Source organism: Aeromonas sp. R5-4, assembly GCF_040908215.1.
GTDB lineage: Bacteria > Pseudomonadota > Gammaproteobacteria > Enterobacterales > Aeromonadaceae > Aeromonas > Aeromonas veronii.
This window is the reverse complement of sequence record NZ_JBFODG010000012.1, coordinates 35,061-50,271: the sequence shown is the minus strand read 5'-3', so window position 1 is coordinate 50,271 and position 15,211 is coordinate 35,061. Positions and strand designations below refer to the sequence as shown.

The window sequence follows — 15,211 nt, the reverse complement described above, 5'->3', positions numbered from 1 at the left end:
AAGCCGCTCCTTGTGAGCGGCTTTTTTGTTTTTGGGGGAATTGAAAGCATGTTCCACGTGAAACGTGGAGCCTGATTATGTTGCCCGACTACCGCGAAAAGAGCGTCGCCACTCGCTGGGGGAGATGGCAAAGCGGGCACGGAAGTGATTGCGCAGGGAGGTGGCACTCTTGAAGCCGACCAGCTCGGCGATGCGGTCGATGGAATGACCACTTACCTCCAGCAGCTCCTGACTGCGTCTGAGCCGTTCCGCCAGCAGCCATTCACCTACCGAGAGGCCGGTAGCCTGATGAAAACGGCGGGTAAAGGTGCGCCGACTCATCAGGGTATGGGCTGCCAGAGAATCCAGGGTGTGAGGCTCGGCCAGATGGGCACGCAGGTGATCGAGCAACTGGTTCATCCGGACATCGCGGGTGGAGGTGGGCACCGGCTGCTCGATAAACTGGGCCTGACCCCCTTCGCGGTGGGGCGGGATCACCAGCCGCCGTGCCACCTTGTTGGCGATAGCCGAGCCATGGTAGTGGCGTACCAGATAGAGGCAGCAGTCCAGCCCGGCGGCGGTGCCTGCCGAGGTGACCAGCCCATCATCATCCACATAAAGGGCGTTGGTATCGAGCTGCACGCAGGGAAAGCGGCGGCAGAAATCCTGTTCGTACTCCCAGTGGGTCGACGCCTTGCGACCATTGAGCAGCCCGGCGTAGGCGAGCACATAGGTGCCGAGACAGAGCCCGACCAGCCTGGCACCTCTGGCTCTGGCGGCGATCAGGGCATCGAGCAGCGCCGCCGGTGGCCGTGCTGCCGGGTCGTGCCAGAAGGGGATCACGATGATCTCCACCTCGGCCAGCACCTCCAGCCCATGGGGAGTCTGAATGGTGAAGCCTTGCGCCGAGTGTGAGTGACGGTTGCCATCACCGCAGCAGATCTTGAGCTCGAACAGCGGCTGGCCCGGCAGGATATCGCCAAAGATGAGGCAGGGGACGGCGCAGTGAAAAGGGCTGAAGTGATCGAAGGTCACCACGGCAACAGTCGGGGTGGGCATTATGTTGGCTCCTCTCTGCGCGCAGGACTCTCATCATAAGCGTTCGGCAGTGAAAGCCGAAGGGCCATGCGAGCTGTTCGGCATGGCCCGGTCAGTTACAGCGAGAGAGCCTCGCCATCCGCTGGTATCCGCACCCGATCCGTCATGCCCCGTTCCGCCAGATAGTCGCGCAGCTCCTGGCGTGACAGCAGGGCGTGGTTGACCGCCTCCATGTGGCTGGCGATCAGCGTGGCTTGCGGTGCGGCCTGATATACGGCGGCGACATCCTCCTTGCCCATGATGATGGAACCGAGCACGGGCACCTGCGCATCACCACAGTTGAGGATGATGACCTCGGGCTGATGCTGTTGCAGGGCTTGCGCGACCGAGGGATGCCAGATGGTATCACCGGCCAGATAGAGGTTCTGTTCATCGGGGTGGGAGAAGACCACGCCGCACACCTCTCCCATGCGCTCGCCAAGTACCGCCATCAGCTGATCGTTGCCATGCTGGCCACCGGTCTGCTGCAGGCGAATACCGGCAAACTCGGGCTGTTCGCTCAGCAGGCGCACATCCTCAAAACCACTGGCACGAATGGCATCGGCATCCTTCTGGTGTTGTACCAAGAGCGGCAGATGCTTGGGGATCAGGGCTCTGGCGGCGTCATCCCAGTGGTCAGGATGATCGTGGGTGACGATAACGGCATCCACATCGACCAGCTCATCGATCGATAGCGGCAGCTCGACCAGCGGATTGCGCAGCTGGCTGTTGGCGGTGCCCTCAAAGCCGGGGAAGGCTCCCTTGGCCGAGAGCATGGGATCTATCAGAAAGCGGGTGCCGGCATAGTCGAGCAGCAGGGTGGCGTTGCGAACCTGGGTAATCTTCATGGGATGGCTCCATATTGGCTGGTGGATATGCAACCAATTATGGGGTGTGGAGCGAGTTGCCATCAGTGGCCCACGGGTCGATTATCATCACTATTGGGCCAACAGGGTGATCAGTGTGGCCATTTAAAAATTTGAAAAAATCCCCTTGAAAGGAAAAAGTGAGCCCTTATATAGGTAACAAGGCCGGAACGCTCGACAGAGGTTTCGACCAGGCGCCCGTCCATAAGGAGGGCAAACAATCCGTTATCGCTCACAAGAGGGTAATACTATGCGTTCTATCGACTTTTCTCCGCTCTATCGTTCTGCCATCGGTTTCGAGCGTCTGGCCAATCTTATCGAATCTGCGGCCAGCAATGGCAATGCCGGTTATCCCCCCTACAACATCGAGCAGCTGGGTGACAGCGACTACCGCATCAGCATGGCGGTGGCGGGCTTTACCCAGGAAGAGCTGGAGCTGAGCTTCCAGGAAAATCTGCTGACGGTGAAGGGCAACAAGCAGGCCGACACCGGGCGCAACTATCTGTATCAGGGGATTGCCGAACGTGGTTTCGAGCGCCGCTTCCAGCTGGCCGACTATGTGCGGGTGAAAGGGGCCGACCTGAAAAACGGCTTGCTGCACATCGAGCTGGTGCGTGAAGTGCCCGAGGCGATGAAGCCGCGCAAGATAGAGATCAACGGCTGATAGCCTGAATTTACTGAAATTTTAAAATTTCCCGGGTGCCGATGACGGGCCTGTGGAGAGTTGAACCTGTTGCTTATTAGAAGGATAGGATTATGCGTAACCTCGATTTTTCTCATCTCTATTCCAATGCTGTCGGCTTCGAGCGGATGGCCCGTGAGCTGGAAGGTCTGTTCGAGCAGAAGACCGCCGCTTACCCCCCGTACAATATTGAAAAGCGCGATCAGGATGGCTATCGCATCACGGTCGCCGTGGCTGGCTTCGAGCGCGAAGAGCTGGCGCTGGAGACTGAAAACGGCACTCTCAAGGTGAAGGGGCGCAAAGGGGCTGCGGCCGGTGAGCGTCAGTTCCTCCATCAGGGGATTGCCGAGCGTGACTTCGAGCTCGCCTTCAAGCTGAGCCAGCACGTGGAAGTGCAGGGCGCCAAACTGGAGCATGGTCTGTTGACCATCGATCTGGCTCGCGAACTGCCGGAGGCGCTCAAGCCCCGCGCCATCCCCATTGGTAAACCTGAGCAGCTGGCGCTGCCCGGCTAAGCAAACCGGATCGCGATAAACAACAAAGGCCTGCAGATGCAGGCCTTTCTGTTTTTGTATCGCCGGATTGGATTAACCAGCGTAGAGGGCGTTTATCTCGTCAGCCAGAATGGCGATGCCGCGGCGAACCAGCTCCTCGCTCTGGGAGTAGTTGAGGCGGATGCACTCCTGGCTGTGGCGCCACTCGGGGTCATCAATGCCGGGGAAGAAGTAGTGACCCGGCACGATCAGCAGGTTCTTCGCCTTCAGTCGCTCATAGAGCTCCTGACAGTGGATCGGCAAGCCTTCAAACCAGAGCCAGAGGAAGAGGGCCCCTTCCGGCTTGTGGATATGGAAGCGCGGGTCGGGGATCGCTTCGCGCAGCAGCTGCACCGCCAGCTCGGCTTTTTGCTGATAGAAGGGTTTCACCACCTGTTCGCTGAGAGTGATGATATCGCCGCTCTCGATCATCGGGATGGTGATGGCGGGCCCCAGACTGCCCGGCGCCAGATTGATGATGCCGCTCAGGTTGGTGATGGCCTGAATGATCTTCTCGTCGGCGATGACGATGCCGCAACGGGTGCCCGGCAAACCCAGCTTGGAGAGGCTCATGCAGAGAATGGTGTTGGCGTTCCAGAACGGCTTGGCTTCGCTGAAGATGATGCCCGGGAAGGGGACGCCGTAGGCGTTGTCGATCAGCAATGGGATTCCCTTGTCGCGGGCGATCTGATCGAGGTGTTCGATCTCTTCGTCGGTCAGCACGTTGCCGGTGGGGTTGGTCGGGCGAGAGACACAGATCACCCCGATGTCATCGCCCACCTGCAGGCTATCGAAATCCACGTGGTATTTGAACTGGCCATCGGGCAGTTTCTCGATGGTGGGCTTGTAGGCCACGAAGTAGTCGTCGGCCAGCGCCGAGTCGGCATAGCCGATATATTCGGGAGCGAGCGGGAACAGCACCTTCTTCTTGCGGCCATCGGCAAATTCGCCGGCCAGCAGGTTGAACAGATAGAAAAAGGCATTCTGGCTGCCGTTGGTCAGGGCGATATTTCGGGACGTGATATCCCATCCCAGCTCCTTGCTGAGCAGGGCGGCCAGCGCCTTGGTGAACCTGTCTTTGCCCTGGGGGCCGTCGTAGTTGGCCATCGCTTTGACCAGCTCGCCGTTGTCGAGCAGGCTCTTGGCTTCCGCCTGAAAGCGTTCCAGCATGGCGGGGATGGGGGCAGGATTGCCGCCACCCAGCATGATGGCATCCGGATTGGTCAGCCCCTGATTGAGGTCATCCATGAGTTGGGTAATACCGGCGTGGCGAGTGAACTTCTCGCCGAACAAGGAAAATTCCATTCGGTGACAGATCCAGAGTCAGTTACGAAGATGTAGCACCATAGCTCAGTTTAAAAGCGGGTGTCGATCAAAATAACGGGACGTTCCACGTGGAACATGGTGCAAAAATTAAGCGTGGTTAAAAGTACCAACTGTTGGTTTAAAAATGACCGAGCAGGATGCATTTTGCGACTCAATTTGGTATCGAAAGATGGTGAATTTAAACAAAATCATCATGTTATGTGATTTGTGAAGAGTGGCACAACAATTGGAATAGCTATCTGGTCATCTCAACCATACCGGAGCAAACCAGATGAAAAGCCTGATCGCCACCTTGATTGTGAGTGCCCTGAGCCTGAACGTGATGGCCAACGACAACCCGCGGCCCGAGCAGGAGAGTGCCCAGCTGGAGCAGGATGTACAGAGCGAGTTGCAGCAGGCATCTCATGCCGTGGTGCAGGATGCGCTGTACAACCTCAAGCCGCTGGCGCTGGATACCCTGGTGGTGGAGGCGAGTCAGGCGGTGGCGACTCACCCCGAGAGCTGAGGTAGCGCAGGGGAGTCTGCCCCGTATGTTGTTTGAAGAAGCTGATGAAGGCGCTGTCGCTGGAGAACTCCAGCGCAGCGGCAATCCGGCTGATGGGCTCGCTTTCTGCCAGCAACTCCATGGCGCGCAACAGCCGCCACTGCTGACGCCACGCCTGATAGCTCATGCCGGTCTCCCGCATAAAGATGCGGCCAATGGTCTTGTCACTGGCTCCCACCCGTTCGGCCAGCCGGTTGAGCCGATCGGGCAGGGCATCTCCCCGTTTTAACTGCTGTAGCCAGCCGCCCAGTCTGGGATCGGTCGGTAGCGGCAACTGCCACGACTCCCGCGGTGCCAGCCCCAACTCCTCCATAAACAGTCCTACCGTCCGTTGCTGCTGCTCTTGCGGTTTGTCCCACGGCCAGAGTGCCATCCGTTCGATCAGTTCGTGCAGCAGCGGATTGACCGCCAGCACCTCCACCGTGGCGGGCAACTCTGGGTGCGGCTGGAAGTAGAGGGATCGGTAGGCGACGACACCGCGCATCAAGATCCGGTGGGCAGTGCCCGCTGGCAGCCAGGCGGCACGGGTGGGCGGCAGCAGGCAGACCCGACCATCCAGCTCCATGGTCATGCAGCCGGATTGAGCGAACAGCAGCTGATGGCGCTGATGCTGATGCAGGCCAGAGTCGTGCCAGCCGAGCGCGGAAGCAATGCCGATCACGCTGCCCGTCAGCTGGTCGGGGTCAAAAGGGTGATCGGGAAGAATAAAGGCCATATGTCCTATTTTTGATGTTTATAGTCCTGCTTATTGTAATCGGACAATCGGCATCTCTCTAGAATGGCGACCTCTTATGAAGGAGGTTTGTCATGAACAACAAGTTGCCACCGCTCTGGCTGGTGGTGGGATTGATGATGTTTCCCCAGATCGTGGAGACCATCTACAGCCCAGTGCTGACCCACATCGCCAGCCAGTTTCGGGTGAGCGAGGGGCAGGCATCCCAGACTCTGTCGGTCTATTTTCTGGCGTTTGCGGTGGGTGTGGTCTGCTGGGGACGGCTCTGCGATCTGATCGGGCGGCGCCCCGCCATGTTGGCGGGTCTGCTCACCTATGGCGTCGGCACCTTGCTGGCGCTGCTGGCTAATCAGTTTGAAACCCTGCTGCTGGCTCGGGTCATCTCGGCCTTTGGTGCCGCGGTGGGTTCCGTGGTGACCCAGACCATGCTGCGCGATAGCTATCAGGGCAGCGATCTGGCGCGGGTCTTCTCGGTGATGGGCATTGCGCTCTCCTTGAGCCCGGTACTGGGGCTACTTAGTGGCGGCCAGCTGGCGAGCTGGTTTGGCTATCTCGGGGTGTTCAGTGGTCTGCTGGTGCTGGCGGTTGGCTTGCTGCTGGTGACCTGCTGGCAACTGCCGGAAACCCGCCCGGCCACCACCCGGCAAGTCGCGCTTTGGCCGCTGGCATGCCGGATGATGAAGGATGGCGGACTCTGGCGCAGTGCCGTGTTGGTCGCGCTGTTCAACACCATGCTGTTTGGCTACTACAGTCTGGCGCCCTTCCTGTTTGCCGGGCTGGGATTGAGCACTGGCGAGTTTGGTTACTCGGGGATCTTGCTGGCGCTGGCGACTCTGCTCGGCAGTCTGCTCAACAAGCATCTGCTGGGGAGAGGGTGGCTGCCGTCCTCTCTGATCCGACTGGCTTGCGTTCTGGCGCTGGTTGCCGGGCTGCTGGTCTGGGCGAGTCAGACCAACCTCTGGTTCCTGTTGCCCATGATGGGGATTGTGGTGGCCTATGGGGTGGCGATCCCCAATGTGCTGAGCCAGGCGCTGTTGGCCTATCGCGAAGTGGCAGGCAGTGCTGGCGCCCTGTTCGGGCTTGGCTACTACCTGCTGCTCAGTCTGGGGTTGGCGGTGGCGGCCGGATTGCAGGATCTCGGCCTGTTGCTCAGTGGCTGCGGTCTATTGGCACTGATTTGCTGCGGGCGTCGTTCCACGTGAAACGTCAGTTGCCGACAAAGCGGTAGCCAATACCGGATTCGGTCTCGATAAGCGTCGGTTGCTGGGGGTTATCCCCCAGCTTTTTGCGCAGGCTGGCGATGACGATACGCAGGTAGTGGGTGTCCTCCTTGTGGCTTGGCCCCCAGATGTCGTTGAGCAGCTGGGTCTGCATTACCAGCTTGCCGGGGTGGCACACCAGCGCCTGCAGCAGGGCGAACTCCTTGCGGGAGAGGGGGATCTCCTCCTCCTTCATGGTCACCTTGTGGCTGCTGATATCCAGCGTCAGGCCGCATTGAGGGAAGTGGCGTCGCTCGCCGCTGCTGACGCCGGCCCGTTGGCGCAAGAGCACGCGGATGCGGGCCATCATCTCGCCGATGCCGAACGGCTTGCTCATGTAGTCGTTGGCTCCGGCATCCAGTAGCCGCACCTTCTCCTGCTCCGAATCGCGGGCCGACAGCACCAGCACCGGGTTGGGGTGATGCTCGCGAATGGCCTGCAACACCTGAATGCCATCGCCATCCGGCAGGCCGAGATCGAGGATCACCAGATCGGGGTTGAGGTGGCGATACTGCTCCAGCCCTTCATTGACCCCTACCGCCTCACTCACCTGATGCCCCTCGGCAATCAGGCTGATCCGCAGAAAGCGACGGATCGCCGCTTCATCATCTATGACCAGAATGTGCGCCATCGAACCTCCAGAGGCGAATGGTGGGAGGGGCTGAGTGACAGGAGTGTGCTCCCGATCGGGCGGTCAGCCATCAGACCTCCGGTGAATTGAGGGCGAGTGGCAGGGAGATGCGCATGCAGGTGCCGTTGCCATTGGGGCCTGAGAAGGCCCAAATCTTGCCGCCGTGGGCCTCTATCATAGCGCGGGAAATGGCGAGGCCAAGCCCGGTGCCACGGCTGCCGCAATCACCCACCGGCTGGGTGTAGAAGAGGTTGAAGATCTTCTCCCGATCCGACTCGGCGATACCGACCCCGATATCGATGATGTCGATGATGAGGTCGGGCTCGGCCAGCATCACCTTGAACTCGATGGGGGTGCCTGCCGGTGAGTAGCGGGAGGCGTTGTCGAGGATATTGACCAGCACCTGCTCGATCAGGGCGCCGTGCACATAGAGCTGGGGCACATGCTGATCGAAATGGACCAGCAGCTTGTGCTGGCGCCAGGAGGAGTCGAGCCGCTTGCGGGCGCTCTCCACCAGATCCGCCAGATCGACCCAGTCCCGTTTCAGCTGGAAGTCGGGGGAACCGATGCGGGTCATATCCAGCAGATTCTGCACATAGCTGTGGAGGCGGCGTGCCTCATCCTGTACCGAATGGAGCAGTTCATTGCGATCGTCCGGCGGAATCCGGTCACCATATTCCAGCAGGGTGCTGCCAGCCCCCATGATGGTCGCCAGCGGGGTTTTCAAATCGTGGGAGACCGAGGAGAGCAAGGCGGCCCGCATCCGGTCGGTCTCGGCCTGCAACTGGCTGTCGGCCAGCCGTTCGTTGAGATCGATCCGCGCCAGTGCCGCACGAATGTCGGTGAGCAGCGCCTGTAACTGGTGTTCGGCGGAGGAGGAGAGCGGATTGCTGAGGTTGATGCCGATCACCAGATCGTCGCTGAGGTGGTGATACTGGGCCTCGGCGGCATTGAGGGTTGCGGTATGGGCCCCGGCGCTCTGTTTCTGGGCCAGACACCAGTCGATGGCCGCCTTGTCGGTCTGTCCGGGCCTGTGCTTCTCGTTGCCGAGCCGGTCGTTGAACTCTTTGTCGATCACCACGGTCGGCTGGCCGAGTGCCAGCGAAATGGCTTGGGCACCTTGTCTGAGCACCTCCTCCGGGCTGCTGGCGGTGGCCAGCCTCTGACTGAGGGAGAGCAATGCATTGCCCAGCTGCTGGGTCTCGCGCAGGCCGATCAGCTGTTGCCGCTGGCGGGAGGCGAGCCGTCCCGCCGTCATGCCAACGATAAGCAGCACAAACAGGGTGAGCAGGTCGCTGTGGTTGGCGACGCTCAGGGAGAAGTAGGGGGCGGTAAAGAGCAGATTGTGGGCGATAAAGCCCAGCACCGCCGCCAGCGTCGCGGGCACCAGACTGGTGGTGAGGGCGGTCGCCAGCACCCCCAGTACGAACAGCAGCGGCAGAGCGGCGGGCGGCAGCCAGTAGGAGAGTCCCCAGGCGGCGGCCGAGGTGATCCCCATGATCACCACCGCCAGCAGGCTATGGTGAATATCCTTCGGCGTCGGGGCGTGCATCCCCACTTTGGGTTTGTGTTTCTCGGTATCGACCAGGGTGATTTCGAGCCCCTGCGCCTGCTTGAGCAGGTGTTGCACCAGCGAGCGGCGCCACGGGGCCTTGTGGGGTTTGCCGAGCAGCAGTTGGGAGACTTGCTGCTGTTCGGCGGTCTCCAACAGGGTGTTGGCGACCGCCGGGCTGGAGAGAGTCAGCACCTTGGCGCCGAGGTGGGAGGCAAGCGCCAGCGCCTGCTCCACGTCGGCAGAGCGGCGGCCATTGCTGTCGACATGCACCACCAGCCAGGGAAGCTGGCGGCGCTGGGCAAAGCGGTGGCCGTAGCGCACCAGCGCCGAGCCGTGCAGGTCACCGAGACAAACCATCAGCTTGCCCCGCAGCGGCAAGGTGCTCTTGCCTGCTGCCTGCCACTGCAGTTGCAGATCGCCCTCCACATGGCTGGCGGCGGTCTGCATCGCCAGCTCCCGCAATGCGGTGAGGTTGTTGAGGGAGAAGAAGGATTGCAACGCAGCCTTGGCCTGATGGGGCACATAGACCTTGCCCTCCTTGAGGCGGCCGAGCAGCTCTTTGGGGGGCAGGTCGATCAGCACCAGACTGTCGGCTTCCAGCAGCACCTGATCGGGCAGAGTCTCTTTCACCCTGACCCCGGTCAGCTGCCACACCAGATCGTTGAGACTCTCCAGATGTTGCACGTTGAGGGTGGTGTAGACGTCGATCCCGGCGTTGAGCAGCTCCTCCACATCCTGCCAGCGCTTCTCGTGGCGGCTGCCGGGGGCGTTGCTGTGGGCCAGCTCATCCACCACGGCGATGGCTGGTTTGCGGGCGAGCAGACCGTCGAGATCCATCTCCTCCAGTCGCTGCTGGCGGTGCATGTGGATCTTGCGCGGCATGATGGCGAGCTTGTCGAGCAGGGCCAGGGTCTCCTGCCGGCCGTGGGTCTCCACCACGCCGATCAGGATGTCGACCCCCTCTTTGGCCTGTTCCCGCACCGCCTGCAGCATGGCGTAGGTCTTGCCGACGCCGGGAGCGGCCCCGAGAAACACCTTCAGCTTGCCCTTGTGCTCCTGTTCCAGGCTCGCCAGCAGGGCGTCGGCCCTTACCTCATCACGCATCCCCATGCTCCTGCATCAGATTCGCCAGCAGGGCGTCGGCGCTTGCTACATCAGCCATTGTTATCCCTATCGAGCCAACCGCCCGTTTCGAAAATCGAGGTCATCACCAAACCGGAATGGGCGCCATCAGGCGCCCTTTTTATGATCCAGTTGCAGATTCAGCTGGAGAATGTTGACCACCTGCGGGCCAAGGATACCAGCTTGTGTGGCCGACTTGACCTGCTCCGTCAGTTGGGCGGGATCCAGTCCACGTTCTTTGGCGACGCGGTCGACCTGAGCCAGCACCGCATCCAGCGGCAGGTGGGGATCGAGGCCGGAGGCGGAGCGGGTCAGCATGGCGGGGGAGCTGGTTTCAGGCTGTGTCTTGGCGGCCTGTTCGGCAAACTCGGCCCGAAGTGGTGAACTCATCCCCAGATTGCTGGCGCTGCCGCCAATGGTGTTGAAGTCGCTGGCGGAGGGGCGGGGATGGAAGTAGTCAGCCCGCTCGAATTTCTGCCCCAGCAGGGCGCTACCGATCAGTTGCTGCTTGCTGTCGGTCAGCTGGCTGCCGTTGGCCTGCCAGGGGAACAGCAGTTGGGCCAGCCCGGTGACCGCCAGCGGATAACCCACTCCCAGCAGCAGGGTCAGGGTTAACAGGGTTCTGATTGCTATCATGATTCTCTTGCTCCAAATGGATGGCAGGGGATGCGGGTCTGCCCCGCATCCCGGTTATGTCGTTACACCAGACCCAGGCCGGTAATGACCAGATCGATCAGCTTGATGCCGATAAACGGCACCAGCAGGCCGCCGACACCGTAGATCAGCAGGTTGCGGCGCAGCAGGCTGGCGGCCGAGCCTTTCAGGTCGACACCACGCAGCGCCAGCGGCACCAGCGCCACAATGATCAGGGCGTTGAAGATGATGGCCGACAGGATGGCGCTCTGCGGGCTGCCCAGCTGCATCAGGTTCAGTGCCCCCAGTTGCGGGTAGGCGGCGATGAACAGGGCTGGCAGGATGGCAAAGTACTTGGCCACGTCGTTGGCGATGGAGAAGGTGGTCAGGGCGCCACGGGTCACCAGCAGCTGTTTGCCGACCAGCACCACGTCCAGCAGCTTGGTGGGGTTGGAGTCGAGATCCACCAGGTTGCCCGCCTCCTTGGCGGCCTGGGTACCCTCGTTCATGGCCAGCCCCACGTCAGCCTGCGCCAGTGCGGGCGCATCGTTGGCACCGTCGCCGCACATGGCAACCAGACGGCCATCGGCCTGCTCCTGCCGGATATAGGCGAGCTTCTTCTCCGGCGTTGCTTCGGCGATGAAGTCATCCACCCCGGCTTCGGCGGCGATGGCGGCGGCGGTTTTCGGGTTGTCACCGGTGATCATCACGGTACGGATCCCCATATGGCGCAGGATCTGGAAGCGAGCCTTGATACCGGGCTTGATGATGTCCTTGAGGTAGACCACCCCCAGCAGTTTCTCCTGAGTGCAGACCAGCAGCGGAGTCCCACCCTGACGGGCGATGCTGTCGACTGACTTGAGCACCAGCTCAGGCACCGCCTTGCGGTCGAGGCTGAGGTAGTTCAACACGGCATCTACCGCACCCTTGCGATATTGATGACCGTTGCGATCCAGTCCGCTCAGCCGGGTTTCGGCGCTGAAGGGGATCACCTTGTCGCTCTCCAGCTGGCTCGGCTTGGCCATGCTCTTGCTGGCCAGAGTCAGGATGGATTTGCCCTCTGGGGTGTTGTCACCCAGCGAGGCCAGCATGGCCGCTTGTGCCAGCAGGGCGGGGTCGACGCCCGGTGCCGGGATCAACTCGTCGGCCATCCGGTTGCCGAAGGTGATGGTGCCGGTCTTGTCCAGCAGCAGGGTACGCACGTCACCAGCCGCTTCCACGGCACGGCCAGACTTGGCGATGACGTTCAGCTTCACCAGTCGATCCATACCGGCGATGCCGATGGCGGAGAGCAGGCCGCCGATGGTGGTCGGGATCAGGGTAATGAAGAGGGCGATCAGGTAGAGGCGCGGTACCTGGGTGCCGTTGTAGTCGAGGAACCAGGGCAGGGTAGCCACCACCAGCAGGAAGATCAGGGTCAAGCCCACCAGCAGGGCGTCGAGCGCCATCTCATTGGGGGTCTTCTGGCGCTTGGCCCCTTCCACTAGTGCAATCATGCGATCCAGCGTGCTTTCGCCCGGATTGTTGCTGACGCGTACCCAGATCTCGTCTGAAACGACGGTGGTATTGCCGGTCACGCCGCTGCGGTCGGTACCCGACTCGCGGATGACGGGGGCGGATTCGCCGGTGATGGCCGCCTCGTTGACCGAGGCGATACCGGCGATCACTTCACCGTCGGCCGGGATCATCTCGCCGCTGCGTACCAGCACCAGGTCCCCCTTCATCAGGCTGGTGGCGGGTACCCACTCGCCCTGACCATCTTTGGCATTCGCCACACGACGGGCCTTGAGCTGGCTCATGCCCGCCTTCAGGCTGTCGGCGCGAGCCTTGCCGCGCCCCTCGGCCAGGGTTTCCGCGAAGTTGGCAAACCAGAGGGTCAGCCAGAGCCAGGCGGTCAGCTGCCAGGCCAGCGAGGGGACGACGCCGGAGAAAGGCTGCCCCAGCAGGGACTCCACGGTCGCCATGACTGCGGCCAGCCAGAGGGTGAACAGGATGGGACTGCCAAACAGCGCCTTGGGATTGAAGCGATAGAGGGCCTCAACCATTGCCTGGATGAGCTGTGATTTCTGTTTTTTGCCCTTCACCAACATGGTGTCGGTGCTCATTGCAGTGGACTTGCTCATTGGAAAGCTCCCAGCATCAGATAGTTGGCGATTGGCATCCGGATGGTGATCGACAGGGTCAGGTTCATCAGAGTGCCCCTCCGATCAGACTCAGATGTTCAGCTACCGGGCCCAGTGCCAGCACCGGCAGGAAGGAGAGGCCACCTATCAGCAGGACGGTGATGATCAGCAGGGTAACGAACAGCGGGCCGCTGATGGGGAAGTCCCCTTCGCTCGTCTCCTGACGGGGCGCACGGGCCAGCTGACCGGCGATGGCCAGTACCGGAATGATGTAGCCGAAGCGACCGAGCAGCATGGCCAGACCGATGGCGATGCACTGCCAGTTGTCACCGGCGGCAAAACCGGCGAAGGCGGAGCCGTTGTTGCCGGCAGCCGAGGCGTAGGCATAGATGAGGCGTGACAGACCGTGCGGGCCATCATGGCCGATGATGGTGCTGGCATCCGGCATCAGCAGGGTGACACCACCGATCACCAAAACCCCCACCGGCATGACCAGCATGCTGGCAACCACCCACTTCATCTCGGTGATGCCGAGGCGTTTGCCCAGATAGGTCGGGGTACGTCCCACCATCAGGCCGCACAGGAACACGGTCAGCAACACGAACAGCATCATGCCGTAGATACCGGAGCCGACCCCGCCGAAGATGACCTCACCCAGCAGCATGTTGATCATGCCAACCATGCCGCCGAGCGGAGTAAAGCTGTCGTGCATGGCGTTGACGGCACCGTTGGAGGCGGCAGTCGTCGCCACTTCCCAGATGCTGGAGAGCACAGGGCCGAAGCGGCTCTCCTTGCCTTCCCAGTTGCCAGTCATGTTGCTGGCGTCAGTGGTGAACTGGGCGAGGGCGTGATCCGGTTTCAGCTCCTGGGAGAGGGAGACGAAGAGCCCCAGCACCAGCATGAGGGTCATGGCACCGAGAATGGCGCGGCTGTGGGCCATGTCCTTCACATAGCGGCCCAGAGTAAAGACCATGGCGGCAGCGATGGTGAGCAGGGCGACCATCTCCAGCCAGTTGGAGAGGGCTGTCGGGTTCTCGAACGGATGTGCCGAGTTGATGCCGAAGAAGCCGCCGCCGTTGGAGCCCAGCTGCTTGATGGCGATCTGCGAGGCCGCCGGGCCGAGGGGCAGCAGCTGCTCCTGACCTTCCACACCGTGGAACGGCAGATAGGCTGACAGGCTTTGCGGCACCCCTTGCCATACCAGCACCAGCGCCATGATCAGCGCGATGGGCAGCAGCACATAGAGGCAGAAACGCACCAGATCCTGCCAGAAGTTGCCAAGGTTGATGGTCTGCTGACGAGCGATACCGCGGAACAGGGCAATGGCGACGGCGGCGCCCGTCCCTGCGGAGACGAAGTTCTGGGTGGTCAGGCCTACCATCTGGCTGAAGTAGGAGAGGCTGGCCTCACCGGAATAGGCTTGCCAGTTGGTGTTGGTCATAAAGCTGACCGCGGTGTTGAATGCCAGTTGCCAGCTCAGACCAGGCAGTTGTTGCGGGTTGAGGGGCAGCAACCCCTGCGCCATCAAGATCAGGAACAGCAGACCGAAACCGGCGCCGTTGAAGGCCAGCAAGCTGAGGGCGTAGGACTTCCAGTCCTGCTCCCGCCCATCGGTGCCACAGCAAGCCAGTGTGGCGCGCTCGACCGGTGCCAGCCAGCGGATTTTGCCTTCAAATACCCGATAAATGTAGTTGCCCAGCAGCGGTGCCGGTAGCAGAACCAGCAGCACGAAGGCCACCGGATAGATTATTTCTTGCCACATGTTCTAGTTCCTCACTCGTGGTCACGGTGCGTCAGGGCACGCATTGGATTGCTCACGAGGCTCGGCAGTTTGCTGGCCACCGGGTAGATAATTTCTTGCTGCATATAGGTAGTCCCTCACTCGTGAGTGCGCGTGAGTGCGCGCATCAGATAGGCCATCAAGGCGAGGACGAGCAGCAGATATAGCCAATTCATATCGACTCCATTGAGATAATTAGCTGCGAGAGCCGATGTAAGACCATATCGACTCTGTTGGTGTCATTGACGCTGAAAAGGGTATGTAAAACAGGCGTAAAGGCGCCATAAAGCGCCATGTGGCAGGCGTAAAATCGGCGTAAAGAACGACGGATTTGCGAGATAAATGGCGAGGAGTGATCAAAAAACCCG

The 15,211-nt window shown here is 61.2% G+C and carries 13 protein-coding genes; 4 read left to right on the top strand and 9 right to left on the bottom strand.

What is annotated here, in order from left to right; translation table 11 throughout:
* Window positions 1-75: 75 nt before the first annotated feature.
* Both AB5Y83_RS04195 and AB5Y83_RS04190 read right to left on the bottom strand, forming a co-directional pair.
* Entirely contained in the window at window positions 76-1,038 is a 963-nt protein-coding gene (locus AB5Y83_RS04195) for a helix-turn-helix domain-containing protein (RefSeq protein ID WP_368174754.1), read from the bottom strand.
* 95 nt (window positions 1,039-1,133) lie between these two features.
* The gene (locus tag AB5Y83_RS04190) at window positions 1,134-1,904 is read right to left on the bottom strand and encodes an MBL fold metallo-hydrolase (RefSeq protein ID WP_368174753.1); all 771 of its coding nucleotides are present in this window, start codon (window positions 1,902-1,904) and stop codon (window positions 1,134-1,136) included.
* 268 nt (window positions 1,905-2,172) lie between these two features.
* On the opposite strand from AB5Y83_RS04190, the gene AB5Y83_RS04185 reads away from it, so the two are divergent.
* Together AB5Y83_RS04185 and AB5Y83_RS04180 are read left to right on the top strand one after the other, a co-directional pair.
* Window positions 2,173-2,586: an Hsp20 family protein gene (locus AB5Y83_RS04185; protein WP_368174752.1), complete on the top strand. Its 414-nt coding sequence runs from the start codon at window positions 2,173-2,175 to the stop codon at window positions 2,584-2,586.
* A gap of 92 nt (window positions 2,587-2,678) precedes the next feature.
* The gene (locus AB5Y83_RS04180) at window positions 2,679-3,119 is read left to right on the top strand and encodes an Hsp20 family protein (protein WP_368174751.1); all 441 of its coding nucleotides are present in this window, start codon (window positions 2,679-2,681) and stop codon (window positions 3,117-3,119) included.
* A gap of 72 nt (window positions 3,120-3,191) precedes the next feature.
* Here the strand turns inward: AB5Y83_RS04180 and AB5Y83_RS04175 are convergent, their stop codons facing one another.
* A complete protein-coding gene (locus AB5Y83_RS04175; RefSeq protein WP_368174750.1) occupies window positions 3,192-4,442 on the bottom strand; it encodes a valine--pyruvate transaminase in 1,251 nt (416 codons plus the stop codon).
* 292 nt (window positions 4,443-4,734) lie between these two features.
* Between AB5Y83_RS04175 and AB5Y83_RS04170 the strand changes: the two genes are divergently transcribed.
* The gene (locus AB5Y83_RS04170) at window positions 4,735-4,968 is read left to right on the top strand and encodes a hypothetical protein (RefSeq protein ID WP_368174749.1); all 234 of its coding nucleotides are present in this window, start codon (window positions 4,735-4,737) and stop codon (window positions 4,966-4,968) included.
* Here AB5Y83_RS04170 and AB5Y83_RS04165 read toward each other — a convergent pair.
* A complete protein-coding gene (locus AB5Y83_RS04165; protein WP_368174748.1) occupies window positions 4,898-5,722 on the bottom strand; it encodes a helix-turn-helix transcriptional regulator in 825 nt (274 codons plus the stop codon). The genes AB5Y83_RS04170 and AB5Y83_RS04165 overlap by 71 nt on opposite strands.
* Before the next feature lie 92 nt (window positions 5,723-5,814).
* On the opposite strand from AB5Y83_RS04165, the gene AB5Y83_RS04160 reads away from it, so the two are divergent.
* Window positions 5,815-6,942, top strand: coding sequence for a multidrug effflux MFS transporter (locus tag AB5Y83_RS04160; RefSeq protein WP_368174747.1), 1,128 nt, complete (start codon window positions 5,815-5,817; stop codon window positions 6,940-6,942).
* A gap of 4 nt (window positions 6,943-6,946) precedes the next feature.
* Here the strand turns inward: AB5Y83_RS04160 and AB5Y83_RS04155 are convergent, their stop codons facing one another.
* The 5 genes from AB5Y83_RS04155 to kdpA form a co-directional block, all read right to left on the bottom strand.
* A complete protein-coding gene (locus AB5Y83_RS04155) occupies window positions 6,947-7,630 on the bottom strand; it encodes a response regulator (protein WP_042022976.1) in 684 nt (227 codons plus the stop codon).
* A 70-nt stretch (window positions 7,631-7,700) separates the two neighbouring features.
* On the bottom strand, window positions 7,701-10,289 hold the full coding sequence (locus tag AB5Y83_RS04150; RefSeq protein ID WP_368174746.1) for a DUF4118 domain-containing protein: 2,589 nt from the start codon (window positions 10,287-10,289) through the stop codon (window positions 7,701-7,703).
* Window positions 10,290-10,415: 126 nt separating this feature from the next.
* Window positions 10,416-10,943 (bottom strand): potassium-transporting ATPase subunit C, encoded by a 528-nt coding sequence (locus tag AB5Y83_RS04145; protein WP_368174745.1) that lies wholly within the window; start codon window positions 10,941-10,943, stop codon window positions 10,416-10,418.
* Window positions 10,944-11,005: 62 nt separating this feature from the next.
* Complete coding sequence (gene kdpB, locus AB5Y83_RS04140; RefSeq protein WP_368174744.1) at window positions 11,006-13,063, bottom strand: potassium-transporting ATPase subunit KdpB; 2,058 nt, start codon at window positions 13,061-13,063, stop codon at window positions 11,006-11,008.
* A 67-nt stretch (window positions 13,064-13,130) separates the two neighbouring features.
* Window positions 13,131-14,825, bottom strand: coding sequence for a potassium-transporting ATPase subunit KdpA (kdpA, locus tag AB5Y83_RS04135; protein WP_201938525.1), 1,695 nt, complete (start codon window positions 14,823-14,825; stop codon window positions 13,131-13,133).
* Window positions 14,826-15,211: the final 386 nt, after the last annotated feature.

What these genes read in the sequence shown, in the direction of transcription:
- AB5Y83_RS04150 (WP_368174746.1), bottom strand. Translation starts at nt 10,289, where the DNA reads ATGCGTGATGAGGTAAGGGCCGACGCCCTGCTGGCGAGCCTGGAACAG.
- kdpA (WP_201938525.1), bottom strand. Translation starts at nt 14,825, where the DNA reads ATGTGGCAAGAAATAATCTATCCGGTGGCCTTCGTGCTGCTGGTTCTG.
- AB5Y83_RS04180 (WP_368174751.1), top strand. Translation starts at nt 2,679, where the DNA reads ATGCGTAACCTCGATTTTTCTCATCTCTATTCCAATGCTGTCGGCTTC.
- kdpB (WP_368174744.1), bottom strand. Translation starts at nt 13,063, where the DNA reads ATGAGCAAGTCCACTGCAATGAGCACCGACACCATGTTGGTGAAGGGC.
- AB5Y83_RS04195 (WP_368174754.1), bottom strand. Translation starts at nt 1,038, where the DNA reads ATGCCCACCCCGACTGTTGCCGTGGTGACCTTCGATCACTTCAGCCCT.
- AB5Y83_RS04170 (WP_368174749.1), top strand. Translation starts at nt 4,735, where the DNA reads ATGAAAAGCCTGATCGCCACCTTGATTGTGAGTGCCCTGAGCCTGAAC.
- AB5Y83_RS04185 (WP_368174752.1), top strand. Translation starts at nt 2,173, where the DNA reads ATGCGTTCTATCGACTTTTCTCCGCTCTATCGTTCTGCCATCGGTTTC.
- AB5Y83_RS04175 (WP_368174750.1), bottom strand. Translation starts at nt 4,442, where the DNA reads ATGGAATTTTCCTTGTTCGGCGAGAAGTTCACTCGCCACGCCGGTATT.
- AB5Y83_RS04165 (WP_368174748.1), bottom strand. Translation starts at nt 5,722, where the DNA reads ATGGCCTTTATTCTTCCCGATCACCCTTTTGACCCCGACCAGCTGACG.
- AB5Y83_RS04145 (WP_368174745.1), bottom strand. Translation starts at nt 10,943, where the DNA reads ATGATAGCAATCAGAACCCTGTTAACCCTGACCCTGCTGCTGGGAGTG.
- AB5Y83_RS04160 (WP_368174747.1), top strand. Translation starts at nt 5,815, where the DNA reads ATGAACAACAAGTTGCCACCGCTCTGGCTGGTGGTGGGATTGATGATG.
- AB5Y83_RS04155 (WP_042022976.1), bottom strand. Translation starts at nt 7,630, where the DNA reads ATGGCGCACATTCTGGTCATAGATGATGAAGCGGCGATCCGTCGCTTT.
- AB5Y83_RS04190 (WP_368174753.1), bottom strand. Translation starts at nt 1,904, where the DNA reads ATGAAGATTACCCAGGTTCGCAACGCCACCCTGCTGCTCGACTATGCC.